Origin of the sequence: Oceanicella actignis (assembly GCF_008124525.1) — a bacterium.
Lineage (GTDB): Bacteria > Pseudomonadota > Alphaproteobacteria > Rhodobacterales > Rhodobacteraceae > Oceanicella > Oceanicella actignis.
In genome coordinates, this window is the sequence record NZ_VNHJ01000001.1 from 1 (window position 1) to 14,965 (window position 14,965).

Consider the following 14,965-nt stretch of genomic DNA (forward strand, 5'->3'; position numbering starts at 1 on the left):
GCTGGCGCCGGGCCTGGAACGAGGTCATCCCGTTCCTCGATTACCCGCCCGAGGTCCGCAGGCTGATCTACACGACGAATGCCATCGAGGCCTTGAACTCGAAGATCCGGCGCGCCGTCCGCACCCGGGGCCACTTCCCCAGCGACGACGCTGCGGCAAAATTGATCTATCTGGCGCTAAATGCTACATCGACCGAGTGGAAGCGTTCCGTACGCGAATGGCACGCTGTCAGATCTCAGTTCGCCATCATGTTCGAAGACCGCTTTCCAATGGCCTGACAAATGACGTCAGAGCACAAAATATCTGACAGTCTCCGGCCATCAGACTGCCGCCCGGCGGCGCTTGCGCCGGCCGCGCTTGAGCGTCCTGCGCGCGTCACACGGTCCTTCTGGGCAAGCTGCGCGGGCTTCTTCTTCCAGTCTTCCGGCGCGCCGCCGCCCTTCACGATCGCCCGCTCATCCTCAGTCACCCGCTGGCGCGGGGAGGCGACGATCGAGGCATCGACGATCTGCCCGCTCATCGCCAGATGCCCCGCCGCGCGCAGATGCGCGTCAAATCGCGCGAACAGCCGCTCGACCGCCTTCGCCTGCACCAGAGCCTCGCGAAAGCGACAGGTCGCGTTCGCCGCGGCGCTCGAATCCGTGGCGCGCCGCGCGGCTCACCATCAGGAACTTTGTCGCCGTCATCGATCCCGAGGCCCTCCAAAGCTGCGCCGGTCGAGGATCTGGAACTCCGCCTGTGCGTCCGACAGGTTGGAAAGCGCCTGAAGGACGAGCGCCTTGAACAGTGAGGCCCCGAACGCCATCGGTCCGAGCGAGGGGCCGAACACAGCGTCCATCGGCGGCCGCCCGCCCTTCCTCCCGTCAGACCGCTTCAGCGCCGCATCGAGTTGGGGCCGGAACAGCTCGAAAGCCACCACCGCCGCCAGCCGCTCCAGCGGATCAGCGACCTTCGACAGCGCCGCATGCCGGTCGTCGAGATCGAAGAACCCGCGCTGATCCGCCATCAAGACGCTCCCGTTTTCGCCAGGGCCGGTGAATCACAAGCATCGCCGAAGGGCGAGGGGCCTGCAACGGTGTTCGAATGGCAGCAAGGCAAGGGAGCAACAGTTCCGCCGGCGGGCGTGGCGAGCATCGCCCCTGGCACAAATTTGCGCTGTCGCAGCGCCATGCTTCTGCAAATCCGACCAAGTTTTGGGCATTCTTGCGAAATCTGACTATTTTTAAAGCAACTTCCAGATTCTCTCCAGCCTGTGTGTCGGCGCTGCCTTGCCTGCTCGGGACGCTCCGTTAAGGCTTGGGCCATGGACCGCCCCATGACCGTCATCGTAGTCGAGAGTCACCGCGATCGCGCGCTTGCGATCGTTGATGCGCTGAAAGATGCCGACGACTGCGAGGTCATCGTGATCGGCAGCGACAGCGGACTGGCGCGCAAGATTGCGGCCCATGATCCTGATGTCGTGCTGATCGATGTCCACGACCCCAGCCGCGACAAGATCGAGGAACTGACGCTTGCCTCGGGGCCGTTGGACCGGCCGGTTGCGATGTTCGTGCCGAATGCGGCATCGGCCCTGGCGCGCGCCGCCGTCGAGGCCGGCGTGTCGGCCTATGTCGTCGATGGCATGGCCCCCGAACGGCTGCGCCCGATCCTCGAAGTCGCCATCGCCCGCTTTCAGGTCATGCGCCAGATGCGCGCGGAACTGGAGCAGACGCGACGCGCGCTCGAGGAGCGCAAGATCATCGACCGCGCAAAGGGCCTGTTGATGAAATCCCGCGGCATCGGAGAGGACGAGGCCTATGCCCTGCTGCGCAAGACCGCGATGGACCAGAACCGCCGCCTTGCCGATGTGGCGCAGGCCCTGATCACGGCGGCGGAGCTGTTGTCATGAAACCCGTTGTCCTGCGCGCAGCCTATGTCCCCCTGGTCGATGCCGCGCCGCTGATCGTGGCCGAGGCGATGGGCTTCGCCGCCGCCGAGGGTCTGCAGCTGGACCTGGTGGCCGCGCCCTCATGGTCTGCGGCACGGGACATGCTGATCCTGGGGCAGGTTGACGCCGCGCATCTCCTGTCTCCGATCCCGGTGGCCGGGGCGCTCGGCCTTGGCGGGGTCCGGGCCGAGCTGGCGGCGGTCTCCGTTCTGTCGGTGAATGGCGACGTGATCGGCGTGTCGCGCCGGATCGAGGAGCGCCTGCGCGCAGACGGCTTTGCCTTCGATCTGAACGATGCGCCGGCCACGGCCCGGGCGCTTGCGCGGGCCGCGCCGGGCGGACGCCTGCGCATGGGTGTGCCCTTTCCCTTTTCGATGCACCGGATCCTGCTGGACCTGTGGGCGCGCGGGACAGCGCTGGCCGACATTGCCTTCGACATCCGCACCGTGCCGCCCCCCCTGATGCGGCGCGCACTGGCCGATGACGAGATCGACGCATTCTGCGTCGGCGAGCCCTGGGGATCGGTCGCGGTCGAATCGGGCGTGGGCGCGCTGGTCCTGGCGGGCCGCGCCATCTGGGCCTTCGCACCCGAAAAGGTCCTGGCCATGCGCCGCGACCGAGCCGAGGACCCGTCGCGCAATGCGGGCGCGCTCATGCGTGCGATCTGGGCGGCGGGGCGCTGGCTGTCCCGGCCCGACAGCCGCGATGCGGCCGCGGCGCTCATGGCCCGCCGCGCCCTGATCGACGTGCCCGCCGAACTGATCGAGCGCGCCCTGTCGGGCCAGCTGACGATCCTGCAGACCGGCCAGCAGCGTCACGTCCCCTCATTCGTCGAGTTTCACGCGGGGCTGGCAACCTTTCCCTGGCGCAGCCAGGCGCGCTTCATCGCCGACCGGCTGGCCATCCTGCACGGGCTGGACCGGGCCGAGGCGCGCGATGTCGGCGCGCGGGTGTTCCGGACCGACCTGTATCGCCAGAATCTGGGCCCCATGGGCATCGACCTGCCCGGCGCGTCGGAAAAGGTCGAGGGCGCCATCGCGCATCCCACGCCCGTCGCTTCGCGGCGCGGGGGCATCACGCTTCTGCCCGACCGCTTCTTCGATGGACGCATCTTCGACCCCGCCCTGCCCGAATCCTAGGGGGTGTTGCGGCGCGGCATTCTCCTGTTGCATTGCGGCAAGATTCGCGGCAGCATGATCTCAAATCCGAACTGCAACGGCGCAGTCGGGATCCGCTTCTCCCAAAGTCGGGAAAACCCTGAGCAAGGCCGCTCGCCCCTGCCATGTCCGGCAGGATGGCACGCGGCCTTTTGGTGTTTTGCCCGGCGTCTTTCCCGCCGGGCGAGGGAAGGACGACATGAAACACATCGTGAAATCGCTGCGACTTGCCGTTGGACTGACGGTGCTGGCCATGCCGGGCGCCCGCGCCGAAACGCTGGATGTCGAGAAGGACGAGCTGAAATTCGGCTTCATCAAGCTGACCGACATGGCGCCGCTGGCCATCGCCTATGAGCTGGGCTTCTTCGAGGACGAGGGGCTTTACGTCACGCTCGAGGCGCAGGCCAACTGGAAGGTGCTGCTCGACGGCGTGATCTCGGGCGAGCTGGACGGGGCGCACATGCTGGCCGGCCAGCCGCTTGCCGCGACGATCGGCTATGGCACGCGCGCGCATATCGTCACCCCCCTGTCCATGGACCTGAACGGCAACGCCATCACCGTTTCGAACGCGGTCTGGGAAGAGATGAAGCCGCATCTGGCGCTGGACGACCAGGGCCGCCCGGTCCACCCGATCCCGGCAAGCGCCCTGAAACCGGTGGTCGAACAGTTCCGCGCTCGGGGCGAAGAATTCCGCATGGGCATGGTCTTTCCGGTGTCGACCCACAACTACGAGCTTCGCTACTGGCTGGCCGCCGGGGGCCTGAATCCGGGCTTCTATGGCCCGAATGACGCCAACGGCACCATCGGGGCCGATGTGCTGCTGTCGGTGACGCCCCCGCCGCAGATGCCCGCCACGCTCGAGGCCGGCACGATCCACGGCTATTGCGTGGGCGAGCCATGGAACCAGCAGGCGGTCTTCAAGGGCATCGGCGTGCCGGTGATCACCGATCACGAGATCTGGCGCAACAATCCCGAAAAGGTGTTCGGCCTGACCGCCGAATTCGTCGAGAAATACCCGAACACCACGCTGGCCATCACCAAGGCGCTGATCCGCGCCGCCATCTGGCTGGACGAGAACGACAACGCCAACCGCGCGAAGGCGGTCGAGATCCTGGCGCGGCCCGAATATGTCGGCGCCGACGCCGAGGTCATCGCCAACTCCATGACCGGCTTCTTCGAGTTCGAATCCGGAGACCGGCGGCCAGCGCCGGACTTCAACACCTTCTTCCGCCATTACGCGACCTATCCGTTCTATTCCGACGCGATCTGGTACCTGACGCAGATGCGCCGCTGGGGCCAGATCCCCGAGGCCAGGCCCGACGCCTGGTATGACGAGGTCGCGCGCGAGGTCTATCGACCCGACATCTACCTGCAGGCCGCGCGCCTGCTGGTCGAAGAGGGCAAGGCCCGGCCCGAGGACTTTCCCTTCGACGGCGACGGCTACCGGCCGCCCACCCCGGCCGCGGACATCATCGACGGCATTCACTTCGATGCGCGCCGGCCCAACGCCTACATCGACAGCCTTCCGATCGGCCTGAAGGGCGACCAGCGCGTGACTGGCAGCCGGATCGAGGGCTGAGCCGCCGCGGCACGGCCCCCGCCCGTCCCGAGACAGACATCCAGGGATACCAGAGACATGAGCACCTCCGACCCCACCTTTGCCGCCGGCGCGCGCGCCCGGACGCTTGACCGCATCGCGCGGATCGACACCTGGCTGCGCCCGCTTGGACTGGGCTGGGTGACGCCGATCCTGCGCGCCTGCGCCGGCGACGATCCCGCCCGCCAGATGCGCGCCCTGTGGCGCCAGCTGGGCGTCCCGGCGGCGGCCATCATCGCCTTTCTTGCGCTGTGGGCGGCCGCCGCGCCGCGCGTGCAGACCTCGCTGGGGGCGATTCCCGGCCCTGCGCAGGTCTGGCAGGCGGCGGTCGGCTTGCACGAGGAGGCCCGCCGCGAGGCCGAGAAGGAAGCCGCGTTCCTCGCCCGTCAAAAGGAACGCAACGCCCGCCTGATCGCCGAGGGAAAGGCCGACAAGGTCAAGATCCGCGCCTATACGGGCCGCCCGACCTATTACGACCAGATCCTGACCTCGATCGTCACCGTCTTCACCGGCTTCGCGCTTGCCGCCGTCGCGGCGGTTCCGCTTGGCATCCTTGCCGGCCTGTCGCCGACGGCCAACGCGGCCATGAGCCCGCTGATCCAGATCTTCCGCCCGGTCAGCCCGCTGGCCTGGCTGCCCATCGTGACGATGGTCGTCTCGGCGCTCTATGCCACGAATGACGGGGTCGTGGCCAAATCCTTCATCGTATCGGCGGTGACGGTGACGCTGTGCTCGCTGTGGCCGACGCTGATCAACACCGCGCTTGGCGTGGCGCAGGTCGATCGCGACCTGGTGAATGTCTCGCGCGTGCTGAAGATGACGACCCGCGACAAGATCACGCGCCTTGTCCTGCCCTCGGCGCTGCCGCTGATCTTCACCGGGCTGCGGCTCAGCCTGGGCGTCGGCTGGATGGTCCTGATCGCGGCCGAGATGCTCGCCCAGAACCCGGGCCTGGGCAAGTTCGTCTGGGACGAGTTCCAGAACGGCAGCTCGCAGAGCCTTGCGCGCATCATGGTGGCGGTGCTCACGATCGGCCTGATCGGCTTCGCGCTCGATCGCGTGATGTTCGCGCTGCAATCGATGTTCACCCATTCCGAGACACGCTGAGGAGAACGCCATGCTGGAACTTCACGGAATATTCCACGGCCATGGCAGCGGGCCCACGCGGGTCGAGGTGCTGCGCGACGTCAACCTGAAGGTCGAGGCGGGCGAATTCCTTGTCATCCTTGGCTTTTCCGGCGCCGGCAAGACGACGCTGATCAACCTGATGGCGGGGCTCGACCGGCCCTCGGCCGGGCGGGTCGCCTTCCGTGGCGCCGAAGTCACCGGACCGGGCCCGGACCGGGCGGTCGTCTTCCAGAACTATGCGCTGATGCCATGGCTGAGTGTCGCGGAAAACATCGCGCTGGCCGTGAAGGCCGTGCGTCCCGACCTGTCCCGGGACGAGCGCGCCGCCAGGGTCGAACGGTATGTCCGCCTCGTCGGACTGACCCATGCCGCGACTCGCCGCCCGGCCGAGCTGTCGGGCGGCATGCGCCAGCGGGTCAACCTGGCCCGCGCGCTGGCCATGGATCCCGAGATGCTGCTCATGGACGAGCCGCTCTCGGCGCTGGACGCGCTGACCCGCGCCCGCCTTGCGGGCGAGATCGAAAGCATCCGCGCGGCCGACGCCAAGACCTGCGTCCTGGTCACCAACGACGTGGACGAGGCCATCCTGCTGGCCGACCGGATCATCGTGCTCAAGCCCGACGGAACGCTGAGCGCGCCCTTTGCCGTGGACCTGCCTCGCCCCCGCGACCGCGGCGCCATGAATACCGACCCCGCATTCCGCGACCTGCGCGGCCGGATCACCGGCTATCTGATGGAATGCAACCCTCTGTCGCGTGGCGCGGACAGCGGGCGGCGTCTGCCATCGGTGGCGCCGCTGCATGGCCGGCCCGCCCCGGCCAAGACGACGCTGCCGGCCGCCGTGACGCGCGCCGCGGCCAGCCCCAACAACGACCGCTACCTGGAATTCTCGCAGGTCAACAAGGTCTATGCCACGCCGCAGGGTCCGCTGACCGTGGTCGAGAATTTCGATCTGCGGCTGAGGAAGGGCGAATTCGTCAGCCTGATCGGCCATTCGGGCTGCGGCAAGTCCACGGTGCTGACCATGGCGGCGGGGCTGAACGACATCTCGTCCGGGGGGATCATCCTCGACGGGCGCGAGGTCGCCGGCCCCGATCCCGAACGGGCGGTGGTGTTCCAGTCGCCGTCGCTGTTCCCCTGGCTGACCGCGCGCGAGAACGTCGCCGTGGGCGTGGACCGCGTCTATCCCGACGCCAGCCGGGCCGAACGCCAGGAGGTGGTGGAATGCTACCTGGAACGCGTGGGGCTGGCCGACGCCATGGACCGGCCCGCGGCGCAGATGTCGAACGGAATGCGCCAGCGCGTCGGCATCGCGCGGGCCTTCGCCCTCAGCCCCAAGCTTCTGCTGCTGGACGAGCCCTTCGGGATGCTCGACAGCCTTACCCGCTGGGAGCTGCAGGAAGTGCTGATGGAGGTCTGGGAGACGACCGGCGTCACCGCCATCTGCGTCACCCATGACGTGGACGAGGCCATCCTGCTGGCCGACCGCGTCGTGATGATGACCAACGGCCCGCGCGCCACGATCGGCCGGATCCTCGACATCGACCTGCCCCGCCCGCGTTCGCGCCGCACGGTGATGGCACATGCCGGCTACTACGATCTTCGACAGGCCGTGCTCGATTTCCTGCGCGATTTCGAGCACGGGCGCCAACCGCAACAGACGGACCGCGCAGGCGGCGCGGCCATGGCAGCGGAGTGACCCCCATGAAACGGAAACTTGTCGTCATCGGCGCCGGCATGGCTTCGGGCCGGATGCTGGAACATCTGACCGAAGACGCGCCCGAAGCCTTTGACATCACCCTGTTCAACGCCGAGCCGCGCGGCAACTACAACCGCATCATGCTGTCGCCCGTGCTGTCGGGCGAGAAAACCTATGCCGAGATCGTCACCCATGACGACGCCTGGTATGCCGAACGCGGCATCGCCTGCCGCTTCGGCGAGCATGTCACCCGCATCGACCGGGCGCGCAAGGTGGTGATCGGCCAGCGCGGCGAGGCGCCCTATGACCGGCTGGTGATCGCCACCGGTTCGGCCCCCTTCATCATTCCCGTGCCGGGACGCGATCTGCCCGGCGTCGTCACCTATCGCGACCTTGACGACACCAACGCGATGATCGAGGCGGCAAATCGGGGCGGCGCGGCCGTGGTGATCGGCGGCGGGCTTCTGGGGCTCGAGGCCGCGGCCGGGCTCAAGGCGCGCGGCATGGAGGTGACGGTGGTGCATCTGATGGGCCACCCGATGGAGCGCCAGCTGGACGAATCCGCCGGCTACTTGCTGCAGAAGGATCTGGAATCGCGCGGCATCCGCGTGCTGACGCGGGCCGCGACCAAGGCAATCATCGGCAAGGGCCGGGCCGAGGCCGTCCTGCTCGAGGACGGCCGGACCCTGCCCGCAGACCTCGTGGTGATGGCCGTGGGCATCCGCCCCGAGACCCGGCTGGCCGTGGACGCGCATCTGTCGGTCGCCCGCGGGATCGAGGTGGACGCGGCGATGCGCACATCGGATCCCGACATCCTGGCGCTTGGCGAATGCGTCGAGTTCGACGGCCATCTCTTCGGGCTCGTGGCGCCGCTCTACGATCAGGCCCGGGTCGCCGCCGACACCCTTCTGGGCCGCGAGGCGCGATTCGTCGTGCGCGAGGTCGCGACCAAGCTGAAGGTGACGGGCGTGAACCTGTTCAGCGCGGGCGACTTCGCCGAGCGCGAGGGGCGCGAGGACATCGTTTTCCGCGACCCCGGCCGCGGCATCTACAAGCGGCTGGTGATCGAGAATGACCGGCTGATCGGGGCGGTCATGTATGGCGACGTCGCCGACGGCAACTGGTTCTTCGGCCTGATCCGGGACCGCACCCCCATCGAGGCGATGCGCGAGACGCTGATCTTCGGCCCCGCCGCCGCGCAGGGGGGCGGCGCGCAGGACCCTCTGTCAGCCGTTGCAGCCTTGCCGCCTGAGGCGGAGATCTGCGGCTGCAACGGCGTGTGCAAGGGTGCGATCCAGGCCGCGATCGAGGGCGGCGCCACCGATCTGGGCACGCTGCGCGCCCGCACCAAGGCCAGCGCCTCGTGCGGCAGCTGCACCGGGCTGGTCGAGCAGATGCTTCAGCTTTGCCTTGGCGAGGATTTCAAGGCGCCGACCCGCCAGCCGATCTGCGGCTGCACCGACCTGACCCACGAAGAGGTGCGGCGGCTGATCAAGACCACCCCGCTCAAGAGCCAGGAAGCCGTGTGGCAGGAGCTGGGCTGGAAGACGCGCAACGGCTGCCATGTCTGCCGCCCGGCGATCAACTACTACCTTCTGGCCGACTGGCCGCTGGAATACCGCGACGACCCGCAGTCGCGCTTCGTCAACGAACGCCGGCACGCCAACATTCAGAAGGACGGCACTTTCAGCGTCGTGCCGCGCATGTGGGGCGGGCTGACCAACCCGCGCGAGCTGCGCGCCATCGCCGACGTGGCCGAGAAATACGCCATTCCCACCGTCAAGGTGACGGGCGGCCAGCGCATCGACCTTCTGGGCGTGCGGGCCGAGGATCTGCCCCGCGTCTGGGCCGATCTGAACGCGGCCGGGCTGGTCTCGGGCCACGCCTATTCCAAGGGGCTGCGCACTGTGAAGACCTGCGTCGGCTCGGAATGGTGCCGTTTCGGCACGCAGGATTCCACAGGGCTCGGGGTGCGGCTGGAAAAGCTGCTGTGGGGGTCGTGGACGCCGCACAAGGTCAAGCTGGGCGTCTCGGGCTGTCCGCGCAACTGCGCCGAGGCGACCTGCAAGGATGTCGGCATCGTCTGCGTCGAATCGGGCTTCCAGATCGGCGTCGGCGGCGCGGCGGGCATGGATGTGAAGGCGACCGAGCCGCTGGCCCAGGTCGCGACCGAGGACGAGACCGTCGAGATCGTCACCGCCTTCGTCCAGCTGTATCGCGAGAACGCCCGCTATCTTGACCGGCCCTACAAGTGGCTGGCCAGGGTCGGGCTCGACTGGGTGCGCGCCCGCGTGGTCGAGGACCGCGACGAGCGCGCCCGCCTCATCGAGCGTTTCGAGATCTCGCAATCCGTCTATCGCAAGGATCCCTGGGCCGAGCAGGTGCGCCGTCATGCCGACGACTTCGCGCCGCTCGCCGATCTGAGACTGGAGGCCGCCGAATGAGCTGGATCGACATCGGCCCGATCGAGGCCATCCCACTGCGCGGCGCGCGGCGCGTGCGCACGCCCCATGGCTGCGTCGCGGTGTTCCGCACCGACGCGCAGGAGGTGTTCGCCGCCTCGGCCGCTTGCCCCCATCGCGGCGGCCCGTTGGACGAGGGCATCGTGCACGGCACGCGCGTGACCTGTCCGCTGCACAACTGGGTCTTCGACCTGACCACCGGGCAGGCCGTGGACGAGGACGCCCGCATCGACACTTTCCCCGCCCGGATCGAGGCCGGACGGGTGCTCATCGACCTGACCCGCCTGGCGAACCGGGCGGCCTGAAGCGAAAGGAAACATCCGATGTCCTATGTTCCTCCCGCCGAACTGGCGCGCAAGATGATCGAGGCCGGCGAAGCCAAGGTGCACATGTCGACCAAGGACACGCTGATCCGGGCCTACATGGCGGGCGCCATACTGGCGCTGGCGGCGGCCTTCGCCGTCACGATCGCCGTCAATACCGGCCAGTTCCTGATCGGGGCGCTGTTGTTCCCGGTCGGCTTCTGCATGCTCTACCTGCTGGGCTACGACCTTCTGACCGGCGTCTTCACGCTGGTGCCGCTGGCCTGGATCGCGCGGCGGCCGGGCGTGACGCTGCGCGGACTTCTGCGCAACTGGGGGCTGGTCTTCATCGGCAATTTCGCCGGCGCCATAACCACCGCGGTCTTCATGGCGATCATCCTGACCATGGGCTTCACGCAGGAACCCGACGCCGTGGGCCAGAAGCTGGGCCATATCGGCGAGGCGCGCACGCTGGGCTATGCCGCGGCGGGATTCGGCGGGATGCTGACGCTGTTCGTGCGGGCGGTGATGTGCAACTGGATGGTCTCGACCGGAGTGGTCGCGGCGATGATGTCGGACTCGGTCTCGGGCAAGATCATGGCGATGTGGATGCCGATCCTGGTGTTCTTCTACCTGGGCTTCGAACACTCCATCGTGAACATGTTCCTGTTCCCAGCCGGCATCCTGCTGGGGGGCGAATTCACGTGGGCCGACTATTTCCTTTATAACGAGATCCCCACCGTTCTGGGCAATCTGGTGGGCGGCATCACCTTTGTCGGGGCGATGATCTACGCCACGCATTATCGCGGCGGGCAGGGCGCGGCTGGGCGCGGGACCGCCGCGACCCCGCAACCGGCCGAATGAAGGCGGGGGCCCCGATGACCGCCGATCCGCGCTTCACGACCCCGGCCGTGCGCTCGACCTGCCCCTATTGCGGAGTCGGCTGCGGGGTGCTGCTGGCGCCCGACGGGGCGGGCGGGCTGACGGTGCGCGGCGACCCCGATCACCCGGCCAATCGCGGCGCGCTGTGTTCCAAGGGCGCCGCCCTGGCCGAGACGGTCGGACTCGGGGGGCGGCTTCTGACACCGCGCGTCGGGGGCCGCGCCGCCGACTGGAAAAGCGCGCTGGATCACGTCGCGCGCCGCCTCGGCGAGATCATCGCACGCCACGGGCCGGACTCGGTCGCCTTCTATCTGTCGGGCCAGATGCTGACCGAGGATTACTACGTCGCCAACAAGCTGATGAAGGGCTTCATCGGCTCGGCCAATGTCGACACGAATTCGCGGCTGTGCATGTCCTCGACCGTGGCCGGCCATCGCCGCGCCTTCGGCGCCGACACGGTCCCCGGCGCCTATGAAGACATCGACGAGGCCGATCTGGTCGTGCTGGTGGGCTCGAACCTGGCCTGGTGCCATCCGATCCTGCATCGCCGGCTGATGGCCGCCCGCGCGGCGCGGGGCACGCGGATCGTCGTGATCGATCCGCGCCGCACGGCAAGCTGCGAGGACGCGGATCTGCACCTGCCGATCCGCCCCGGCGCCGATGTCGCGCTGTTCAACCGGCTTCTGGCCGAAAGCGCTGACCGCGGCGCGACGGACGCCGAATTTCTGGTCCATGTCGAGGGGGCCGAGGCCGCCATCGCCGCGGCCCGGGCCGATCGCGCCGATACCGGCCTGACCGAGGCGCAGATCCGCGCCTTCTGCGACATGTGGATCGGCACGACGCGGGTCGTGACGATCTTCAGCCAGGGCGTGAACCAGTCCAGCTCGGGCACCGACAAGGTCAACGCGATCATCAACTGCCACCTGGCGACCGGACGGATCGGGCGGCCGGGCATGGGGCCGTTTTCGGTCACCGGCCAGCCCAACGCCATGGGCGGACGCGAGGTCGGCGGCCTTGCCAACATGCTGGCCTGCCACATGGCGCTTGAGAACCCCGCCCATCGCGCGGCCGTCGCCCGGTTCTGGAACGCGCCCGGCCTCCTGCCCGAGCGGCCGGGACTGAAAGCTGTCGAGATGTTCGACGCCGTGGCCGAGGGCCGCATCCGCGCGATCTGGATCATCCATACCAACCCGGCCGCGACCATGCCCGACGCCGACCGCGTGCGCGCGGCGCTGACGGCCTGCGACCTGGTCGTGGTCAGCGACATCACCGCGCAGACCGACACGGCGGAATGCGCCGACGTGCTGCTGCCCGCGCTGGCCTGGGCCGAGAAGGACGGCGCCGTGACCAATTCCGACCGCACGATCAGTCGGCAGCGCCCGGTCCTGCCCGGTCCGCGCCTGGCCCGCGCCGACTGGGCGATCCTTGCCGATATCGGCCGCCGCCTTGGCTGGCGCGAGGCTTTCGGCTGGGACCGTCCGGCGCAGATCTTCCGCGAACACGCCGCGCTGTCGGGAATCGCCGGGGGCTTCGGGCTGGATTTCGACATCTCGGGCCTGGCCGGGATCAGCGACGCGGAGTATGACGCGCTTGCGCCCACACGCTGGCCCATCTCGGCGGCGCAGCGCGGCGGGCGGTTCTATGGCGACGGGCGCTTTCACCACGCGGATGGCCGCGCCCGCATGGTGGCGCTGACCAGTCGCCCGCCCGCCGACATGCCGGACGCGGAGCGGCCCTTCGTGCTGAACACGGGCCGCGCGCGCGACCACTGGCACACGATGACACGGACCGGCCGCAGCGCGCGCCTGTCGGCCCACATGGCCGAGCCCTGGCTTGACATCCACCCCGAGGACGCGGAGCGCCTTGGCCTTGCCGCGGCCGGGCTGGCCGAAGTGACCAGCGCGACGGGCCGCGCGGTTCTGCGCGTGCGCCTGAACGACGGCCAGCGGCGGGGCGAGGTCTTCGCCCCGATCCACTGGACCGGCCAGACCGCGCCGACGGGCCGCGTCTCGGCGCTTGTCGCGGGGCGGTGCGACCCGGTATCAGGCCAGCCCGAATCCAAGGCCACGCCGGTCGCGATCAGGCCCTTTGCCGCGCGCTGGTTCGGCTTCGCCGTCTCGACCCGGCCCTTCCGCCCCGATTGCGCCTACTGGGCGTTGGCGCGGAGCGCAGGCGGCTGGCGGGCGGAACTCGCCGGAACGGAACCCGTGGCCGACTGGCCGGCCGAGGCACGGCGCCTGTTCGCGCTTGCCGACGCCGATCTGGCCGAAAGCGCGGATCGCGCGCGGGGCGCGTGGCGCGGGGCGCTGACGGAAAACGGACGCCTGGTCGCGGCGCTTTTCGTCGCATCACAGCCCGTCGCCCTGATGCGCGATCACGTCGCCGCCTGCATGGGGCAAGAGGCGCCGCATGTCCTGACCGGCATGGCGCCCGCGGACGCGCCCGACGATGGACCGGTGGTCTGCGCCTGCCTCGGCGTGGGGGCGAACGCGATCGCGCGGGCCATCTTGGACGGGGGCCTGTGTTCGGTTCCGCAGATTGCGGCAGCGACCGGCGCGGGCACGAATTGCGGCTCCTGCCGGGCTGAGATCGCCGCGCTGACCGAGCGCCTGAGCATTCCCCGCCCCGCCGCAGCCGAATAGCCGCCCGATCCGCCCGCGCGCCGGCCACGCCAGCGCACGAGAGGCAAGCTGCACCGATCCCTCCGGAGGCCGATGGCGGCCCTCGCGGGTTGTTCCGGGCCTTGATGCCGTGGCCGGGTATTCCCTGGTGCCATGGCTCTGCTGCACAAATCCGCTGAACGCCGAGGTTCCCATTTCCCCGGACGGACTTATCTCACAGCTTCCGTGACGGGTATGCCGGGCGCGGTGTAGCCGTTCAGGACGGGGATGCGGACCTGGAGCTCGGCGACCTGTCGGTCGAAGTCGCGCGCCATGAGCCGCTGGCCCAGCAGTTCGACACCGTGCATCTTTGTCGCGACGCGGCTCCGGCGGTGGTATCCGCTCCATCGTCGCCAGGGTGCGCGACCCAGGTATTTCGCCGCGCGCAGGGCCTCGTTTCGCGCCACGGCTCCCGCGGTGATCGTCGTCCCGGGCTTCGTGTTCTTGCGGGGCGGGATGACGGGATGGGCGTCGCGGTCAGCGATGGCATCGTGGCATTTGCGTGTGTCGTAGGCCCATCTGCCGTGACGCTGCCGATTTCCTGGTCCGCCGGGATCTGGCCGAGCAGGTCGGGCAAAACCGGTGCATCACCAATGTGGCGCCCCGTGATCTCAACAGCCCGGATCTCCAGCGTTTCCTCGTCGATCCCGAGGTGAATCTTGCGCCAGACGCGACGTTTGGGACCGCCATGCTTGCGTGCGTGCCATTCGCCTTCGCCCTCGACCTTGATGCCGGTGCTGTCCGCTGCCCGGCAGGGTATTGCGCAGCAATGCCCGAGAGGGATCAGCAGGTGGAGCGGCCCCTTGGAACCGCGATACGGGATATTGACGGCCAGCGTCTTCTGGCGGCGCGACAGCGTGCTGTAGTCGGGCGCCGTCCAGTCGAGGCCAACCAGTCGCAGCAGACTTTCGACGAAGCCGGTTGTCTGCCGGAGCGCCATCCCGAACAGCACCTTCATCGAAAGGCACGTCTGTATAGCGGCGTCGCTGTAGATCTGCTGGCGGCCGCGCCTGCCTGTCGGCGCGCCATCTCAGCTCATCTCAGGGTCGAACCAGATCGTCAGCGAACCCCGGCGCTTGAGCGCTTCGTTATAGGCTGGCCAGTTCCTGGTCCTGTAGGTTTTGGGTGTAGGTCTGCTCATGCATCCCAGC

General features: G+C 68.6%; 12 protein-coding genes and 1 pseudogene. 10 read left to right on the forward strand and 3 right to left on the reverse strand.

Annotated elements, in window-relative coordinates; genetic code table 11:
- On the forward strand, positions 1 to 278 hold a 278-nt coding region (locus LY05_RS00005), incomplete at its 5' end, for a transposase (protein WP_148921644.1).
- Here the strand turns inward: LY05_RS00005 and LY05_RS00010 are convergent.
- Both LY05_RS00010 and LY05_RS00015 read right to left on the reverse strand, forming a co-directional pair.
- Positions 236 to 592, reverse strand: coding sequence for a hypothetical protein (locus LY05_RS00010; RefSeq protein ID WP_148921645.1), 357 nt, complete (start codon positions 590 to 592; stop codon positions 236 to 238). The two genes, LY05_RS00005 and LY05_RS00010, sit on opposite strands and share 43 nt — an antisense overlap.
- A gap of 90 nt (positions 593 to 682) precedes the next feature.
- A complete protein-coding gene (locus tag LY05_RS00015; RefSeq protein WP_148921646.1) occupies positions 683 to 1,006 on the reverse strand; it encodes a hypothetical protein in 324 nt (107 codons plus the stop codon).
- 297 nt (positions 1,007 to 1,303) lie between these two features.
- Here LY05_RS00015 and LY05_RS00020 point away from each other — a divergent pair, with 297 nt between their 5' ends.
- The 9 genes from LY05_RS00020 to LY05_RS00060 all read left to right on the forward strand — a co-directional run bounded on the left by LY05_RS00020 (position 1,304) and on the right by LY05_RS00060 (position 13,796).
- Positions 1,304 to 1,888 carry an ANTAR domain-containing response regulator gene (locus LY05_RS00020; protein ID WP_148921647.1) on the forward strand — a complete coding sequence of 195 codons (585 nt, stop codon included), beginning with the start codon at positions 1,304 to 1,306 and terminating at the stop codon, positions 1,886 to 1,888.
- A complete protein-coding gene (locus LY05_RS00025) occupies positions 1,885 to 3,066 on the forward strand; it encodes an ABC transporter substrate-binding protein (RefSeq protein WP_148921648.1) in 1,182 nt (393 codons plus the stop codon). The genes LY05_RS00020 and LY05_RS00025 overlap by 4 nt, the downstream gene beginning before the upstream one ends.
- Positions 3,067 to 3,337: 271 nt before the next feature.
- On the forward strand, positions 3,338 to 4,663 hold the full coding sequence (locus LY05_RS00030; protein WP_249041835.1) for a CmpA/NrtA family ABC transporter substrate-binding protein: 1,326 nt from the start codon (positions 3,338 to 3,340) through the stop codon (positions 4,661 to 4,663).
- Between the two features lie 57 nt (positions 4,664 to 4,720).
- Positions 4,721 to 5,788 (forward strand): ABC transporter permease, encoded by a 1,068-nt coding sequence (locus LY05_RS00035; RefSeq protein ID WP_148921650.1) that lies wholly within the window; start codon positions 4,721 to 4,723, stop codon positions 5,786 to 5,788.
- Positions 5,789 to 5,798: 10 nt separating this feature from the next.
- On the forward strand, positions 5,799 to 7,508 hold the full coding sequence (locus tag LY05_RS00040; protein ID WP_148921651.1) for an ABC transporter ATP-binding protein: 1,710 nt from the start codon (positions 5,799 to 5,801) through the stop codon (positions 7,506 to 7,508).
- A 5-nt stretch (positions 7,509 to 7,513) separates the two neighbouring features.
- Complete coding sequence (gene nirB, locus LY05_RS00045) at positions 7,514 to 9,952, forward strand: nitrite reductase large subunit NirB (protein ID WP_148921652.1); 2,439 nt, start codon at positions 7,514 to 7,516, stop codon at positions 9,950 to 9,952.
- Positions 9,949 to 10,275, forward strand: coding sequence for a nitrite reductase small subunit NirD (gene nirD / locus LY05_RS00050; protein WP_148921653.1), 327 nt, complete (start codon positions 9,949 to 9,951; stop codon positions 10,273 to 10,275). Before nirB ends, nirD begins: the two co-directional genes overlap by 4 nt.
- An 18-nt stretch (positions 10,276 to 10,293) precedes the next feature.
- Positions 10,294 to 11,136 carry a formate/nitrite transporter family protein gene (locus tag LY05_RS00055; protein WP_148921654.1) on the forward strand — a complete coding sequence of 281 codons (843 nt, stop codon included), beginning with the start codon at positions 10,294 to 10,296 and terminating at the stop codon, positions 11,134 to 11,136.
- 14 nt (positions 11,137 to 11,150) lie between these two features.
- Positions 11,151 to 13,796: a nitrate reductase gene (locus LY05_RS00060; protein ID WP_148921655.1), complete on the forward strand. Its 2,646-nt coding sequence runs from the start codon at positions 11,151 to 11,153 to the stop codon at positions 13,794 to 13,796.
- Between the two features lie 188 nt (positions 13,797 to 13,984).
- Here the strand turns inward: LY05_RS00060 and LY05_RS00065 are convergent.
- Positions 13,985 to 14,955 (reverse strand): annotated as a pseudogene (locus LY05_RS00065) (IS5 family transposase).
- Positions 14,956 to 14,965: the final 10 nt, after the last annotated feature.

Coding starts and splice junctions, on each gene's coding strand:
- LY05_RS00015 (WP_148921646.1), bottom strand. CDS start 1,006: ATGGCGGATCAGCGCGGGTTCTTCGATCTCGACGACCGGCATGCGGCG.
- LY05_RS00020 (WP_148921647.1), top strand. CDS start 1,304: ATGGACCGCCCCATGACCGTCATCGTAGTCGAGAGTCACCGCGATCGC.
- LY05_RS00025 (WP_148921648.1), top strand. CDS start 1,885: ATGAAACCCGTTGTCCTGCGCGCAGCCTATGTCCCCCTGGTCGATGCC.
- LY05_RS00030 (WP_249041835.1), top strand. CDS start 3,338: ATGCCGGGCGCCCGCGCCGAAACGCTGGATGTCGAGAAGGACGAGCTG.
- LY05_RS00035 (WP_148921650.1), top strand. CDS start 4,721: ATGAGCACCTCCGACCCCACCTTTGCCGCCGGCGCGCGCGCCCGGACG.
- LY05_RS00040 (WP_148921651.1), top strand. CDS start 5,799: ATGCTGGAACTTCACGGAATATTCCACGGCCATGGCAGCGGGCCCACG.
- nirB (WP_148921652.1), top strand. CDS start 7,514: ATGAAACGGAAACTTGTCGTCATCGGCGCCGGCATGGCTTCGGGCCGG.
- nirD (WP_148921653.1), top strand. CDS start 9,949: ATGAGCTGGATCGACATCGGCCCGATCGAGGCCATCCCACTGCGCGGC.
- LY05_RS00055 (WP_148921654.1), top strand. CDS start 10,294: ATGTCCTATGTTCCTCCCGCCGAACTGGCGCGCAAGATGATCGAGGCC.
- LY05_RS00060 (WP_148921655.1), top strand. CDS start 11,151: ATGACCGCCGATCCGCGCTTCACGACCCCGGCCGTGCGCTCGACCTGC.